Source organism: Sphingobacterium sp. IITKGP-BTPF85, assembly GCF_001006065.1.
GTDB classification, from domain to species: Bacteria; Bacteroidota; Bacteroidia; order Sphingobacteriales; family Sphingobacteriaceae; genus Sphingobacterium; species Sphingobacterium anhuiense.
The window spans coordinates 1-5,159 of the sequence record NZ_ASZT02000224.1; the positions used below are offsets into that span (position 1 = coordinate 1).

3 protein-coding genes and 1 pseudogene are annotated in these 5,159 nt (G+C 36.2%); all 4 read right to left on the reverse strand.

What is annotated here, in order from left to right; all coding sequences use genetic code 11:
• Nucleotides 1–46 precede the first annotated feature (46 nt).
• Nucleotides 47–418: a carboxypeptidase-like regulatory domain-containing protein gene (locus tag L950_RS24105; protein WP_021187963.1), complete on the reverse strand. Its 372-nt coding sequence runs from the start codon at nucleotides 416–418 to the stop codon at nucleotides 47–49.
• 22 nt (nucleotides 419–440) lie between these two features.
• Entirely contained in the window at nucleotides 441–1,616 is a 1,176-nt protein-coding gene (locus tag L950_RS24110) for an ROK family protein (RefSeq protein ID WP_021187964.1), read from the reverse strand.
• 328 nt (nucleotides 1,617–1,944) lie between these two features.
• Nucleotides 1,945–3,380, reverse strand: a pseudogene (locus tag L950_RS24115) (alpha-L-fucosidase).
• A gap of 73 nt (nucleotides 3,381–3,453) precedes the next feature.
• A complete protein-coding gene (locus L950_RS24120) occupies nucleotides 3,454–5,034 on the reverse strand; it encodes a SusD/RagB family nutrient-binding outer membrane lipoprotein (protein ID WP_021187966.1) in 1,581 nt (526 codons plus the stop codon).
• Nucleotides 5,035–5,159 lie beyond the last annotated feature (125 nt).

Here is a 5,159-nt window from a genome sequence, read left to right on the forward strand (position 1 = left end):
CAAGTTAGGACTTCCTGTTTGGTAAGCTCTTCAGCTCCAACTGTACTCACTGGCATAGTCCCAGCTCTTTAGGGGCTCTTTTTATACCCATTGCGGTTACAACAACTTCATCCAGTGCTGAAGCATCTTCTGTTAAAGTAGCATTAACCGTTTTAGTTGAACCAACTACAATTTCTGTTGACTTGTAGCCAATATTGGAAAAACGTAAAGTTTCGCCTTGTGAGGCTTGAATTGTAAAACTACCATTGGTGTCCGTCTGTGTTCCGCGAGCTGTTCCTTTTACGGAAACTGTTACACCGGCGACTGGTCCTTTTGCATCTGTTACTCTCCCGGTAATAGATTGCTGTGCGAAAAGGGAGGATGCACTAAATAAGGTGCATAATGCCAATCCCGCACTTTTTTTGTAAAAATAACTCATAACGAATGGTTTATAAGTGTGATTAGTTTGTGTGAAAAAGTGTTTGTATAAAATTGTCTATAATAAAGGCTGAAGTTCCTAGACTCTGTGCCTGTTTATTGGTATCAGATATTTTTAGTTGTGTGGCCTGTGCTAATCGTGGAATACAAAATTCGTTGATTGCGGTTTGGATCTGAGGCATTAAAATGGTTCCTGCCCGAGCTCCTCTGCCACTAATGATAATAGCTTCAGGATTGAGGATATGAATTAATGTCGCTATTCCTTTTCCTAGCATATAACCTATTTTTCCGAGATTGGCGACAGCTAATTGATCGCCATTTAGCGCACTTTCTAATAATGCATCACCCTGAGCTAACAGATTATTGTGCTGATCACCTTCTAAGCTTGATTTTTCTCCAGCATTAATTGCTGTCTGCACGTTTTTTACTGCCGCGGTAAGAGACGCTTCTACTTCAAGACAGCCTTTTTTTCCGCAGGAGCATAATTCGTTACTGTCACTGAGTGGAATATGACTGAACTCGCCGGCGTAACCGCTTGATCCTTTGAATATTTGGTCGTTCACGATCATACCCAAACCCACACCCCAGTTGAGATTAATGACTAAAGAACTTTTTATATTTTTAGCAGCACCAAATTTTTGTTCTGAAAAAGCAATACAGGTGGAGTCATTTTCAATGATGGTTGGTATGTTAAAATGATCAGATATGTGCTTTTTAATATGATATAGCTTCGATTGTTTATCATACGAATCATTAATACCTTTCTCTGTATCAACGAAGCCAGGCATACTAATGCCCATACCTAAGAAATCGGTAACAGGAATTTTTGATTCAACAATGATGGCTTCTGTTAGACTGATAATTGTCTCTAAAGCTTTAGTGCTATTTTTTAAGGGATTATAGTTATCGACATTTTCTGCAATCACGTTATTTTCTAGATCAAATATGTAAATGGAAGTGTAGAATTGGTCTAATGCTATAACTAAAGTATAAGTGTTTAAATTGTTATTTATTTTAAATTGAATAGCTCTTCTTCCACCAGTAGATGCTGCAAGGTCATTACCTTCAATTAAATTCATTTCAAGTAATGAATTTACTGACTTTGTAATGAGTGGAATACTCTTATTAAATGTCTTACTCAACTGCGCAATCGATTGCAGTTTTTGAAAGTATATTGCTTTTATAATCTGGTTATTCATAATTGGATTGGTTTTCCGTAATAGTAAAGTTACAGTTATATTATTAAGATGCAAATACTTTTTACTTTTTTTAATAAGTGAATTTTCTTAATAACGGGAATTAATATCATTTTAATCTCTTTAAGATATTTTGATTAAGATTTCAATATTTTGTAAGGAATAAAATGGGGAATTTAAAATTTTTGGGAGATTTTATTATTTTAAAACTATTTTTTGAGAAGAGATATATGTTTCGAAAAATTGTAACAGGATTCGGAAAGATGGGCAAAAAAAACCTACTGCAGGATCAGATGCAGTAGGTTTTATGTAGTTATTTATTGTTAAAACCTTATTTCGATTTTAATTGAATAACGGTAGCATAGTTTAATTTTGTGCTTGGATTCTTAACAATAATTTTATTTTCCTTTTGTGTCCATTTCAATTTTCCTTTGTGGCCTAAGATACTCATGTCTTTAATTTTGAAATTATCTGGAACATTGAATGTAAACTCAGTTGGTTGTTGATAGCTGTCGCCTTCTACAATATGGAAAACATTGACGGTCTTGCTATCCTTACTTCTGGTATAGTAATAATCTCCTTCGTGATAGGGAGCGACTGGACGGGTAGCATATATTGCGCCTTGGTTGATCTGTATCCACGAAGCTAATTCTTTTAATCTGTCATACGCAGCTTGGTCGTAGTCCCCATTTGGTCCAGGCGCGATGTTCATTAAATAATTGCCTCCTCGTGCGATAATTTTGATCAAAGTTTCTACAATTTTTTTAGTGGGCTTGTACTGATCATTAGGAACATAACTAAAAGAGTTACCCATGGTGATGCAACTCTCCCACGGGATGTCTAATGTATGTTCTGGGATGGCCTGTTCCGGTGTGACATAATTTTCCCACTTACCCGGTACAGTACGGTCGACGACAATGATGCCGGGTTGGTTCTTACGTGCCATATTACCGATACGGTCCATATCAATATCTTGTTCTACCTTAATGGTTCGTTGCCAGTCAACAGATTGGTCAATGGTTTTGAACGGTCTTACCCAACCGCCGTCTAGCCATAAAATATCCACTTTTCCATATTCAGACGTCAACTCGTTCAATTGGTTGTAGGTATAGTTTTTAAACTTCTCCCATCTTTCAGGATGTTTTTGCGGATCGTAATTCACGTTACGGTCTTTAGGCGGGAAATAGTTCCACCAATAAAAATCGGTATGCCAATCAGGTTTCGAAAAATAAGCACCTATTTTAAAACCATCGTTACGGAAGGAGTTGAAAATTTCTTTAGTGATATTTGCTTTCGGATTCTTTGAAAATGGTGTATTGGGCGAGGTAACTTTGTAGTCAGACTCTTTCGTGTCAAACATGGCAAATCCATCATGGTGTTTTGTTGTAAATACCACATATTTCATACCAGCAGCTTTTGTCGCATCTGCCCATTTTTAGGATCGAAATGTGTTGGGTTGAATGATTTTTGTAAGTTTTCGTAATTTTTCACATAATCAAAATAGTTTTTTCCATGCTCTGGTTTACGTTGTGTCCAACCTTCATCTTCCGGACATAAGCTCCAGCTTTCGACGATACCCCATTGACTGTACGTGCCCCAGTGCATAAAAAGTCCGAATTTCATGTCCTGCCACTGTTCTAGGTTTTCAATAACTAATGGGTCTGTTGGTTTTTGGTAACCAGAAGATACATTATGGGCCTGACCAAATGCTACTGTAGCTGTTGTTGCTATTAGCACAGTTGATATAATTATTTTTAATGTTAGCATGTATAAATATAGTTAAAATGATAAAAAGAAAGCCGCCATTTGGCGGCTTTCAATCGGTATATTGTGGATTTAATTAATTTACATCCCAAAAGATTTTGGTATCACGCGTGTCTTTTGAACGAACAGCTTCGTAATTCTCGGAGTTAACAGAGATCTCTCCTGTAGGATATAAAAATCTTAATGGAAGAGTCGAATAATTCGCTGCTCCGGCTGTTAATATCGTAATTTTTGGATAGCCAGTTCTTCTGTATTCAGACCATGCATGTTGTGCTTGTAAGAATCCGTAATGCAGCCATTTTTGAGTTAAAATCAATTCTAATTTTTGCGTTGAGTTTCCACTATATTTAGCTGTTGAATTGTCAACGAAATTAGTTATTACGGCATCGGTAGGCTTTGTTTCTGTTTTTAAGCCAGATGTATTTAAATTATTAAGATAATAATAGAAAGTAACGGATTGCTTAAGGGCTAGATCATAAGCGACTTTCGCATCTGTGTCATTTCCCCATCTTAAAAAAGCCTCAGCTTTAGCAAAGTTTGTCTCAGATGCTGTTGCAACTATACCTGGAAGTTTTGCGTTATCAAAGAATGTTGCTGAATCCAATACTGCATATTTTTGGTAATTTGTTAATATGTCATTTTCAGTGAAGGTTATAGGCATGGCATTATATTCCTTATTTGGGGTAAATATACCATCTTTTCTCACACCGAATTTATCATAAAATACAGGGATACGTGGGTCATCAGCAGGTTTCATTGTTTTATTTAGCATGTAATCTGTAGCATATTGATTATTGCCCTCTGTTAATGCATCACGTAATGTTCCTGTGTATGTTGTTAATGGTTGAAGCAAAATATCTGTACTACCAGGAACGTAGTTTGCATTAGCAGAACCGTCAACTAGCGGGTATGTGCCTGGATCATTCAACATTTCTAAAACTTCTGTTTTAGCTTTACTTTCGTCTACATTTGAAATTCGCATTAATAAGCGTAAACGTAAAGAGTTGGTATACCGTCTCCATTTGTTAAGACTACCGGCATTTAAAATATCAAACTTAGAAAAATCACCGGTCGTTGCCGCTTTGCTAAAATAAGTGTTAATTTCTTTCAGATCGTCTATGAAAGAATAATACAGTTCTTTTTGATCATCGAATTTTGCTTTTTTTGCAATACTTGTTAAAGGTAGACTCCCAGCTTCTGAAAATGGAATATCACCATAATTGTCAATGAGTTTTGATGCTTCATCGTACATGACAACTTTACCTGCTTGAAGGAAAATTTCTTCTTTCGCTTGATTTTCTTGGCTTAATTCTGCATACGCAGCTTCCATCTTCCGATAGACACCCAATACGCCCGGAGCATAGAAATCTGTCCAATAGCCATAGGAATAACTGTCATTTGGCTGGTACATCGTATTGTTCGGTATAAAAGACGATGTTTGGCTGTATATTGTTTGATTGGATAAAATAAATGTTCTGTAATGCCAATAAGATGGGCGAACTCTATCGTTGTTTAACAAATCTGCAAAAAAGCCAGGTATACTAGCATCAGTGGTTTGATCGGGATTGTTAAACGCATCTTCCAATTGTGATTTACATCCTGTAAACCCAAGGGTAGATAGCGTTAAAAATAATAGGATATAAAATGATTTATTCATGATTAATTACGATTAAAAATTAGCATTTAATGAAAACCCGAAACTTCTAGTTGCAGCATTAGAACCTACATCTACACCTTGGGACCACCATTGATTTCCAACAGGTGATTCTGGATCAAGATTTT

What these genes read in the sequence shown, in the direction of transcription:
- L950_RS24105 (WP_021187963.1), bottom strand. Translation starts at nt 418, where the DNA reads ATGAGTTATTTTTACAAAAAAAGTGCGGGATTGGCATTATGCACCTTA.
- L950_RS24110 (WP_021187964.1), bottom strand. Translation starts at nt 1,616, where the DNA reads ATGAATAACCAGATTATAAAAGCAATATACTTTCAAAAACTGCAATCG.
- L950_RS24120 (WP_021187966.1), bottom strand. Translation starts at nt 5,034, where the DNA reads ATGAATAAATCATTTTATATCCTATTATTTTTAACGCTATCTACCCTT.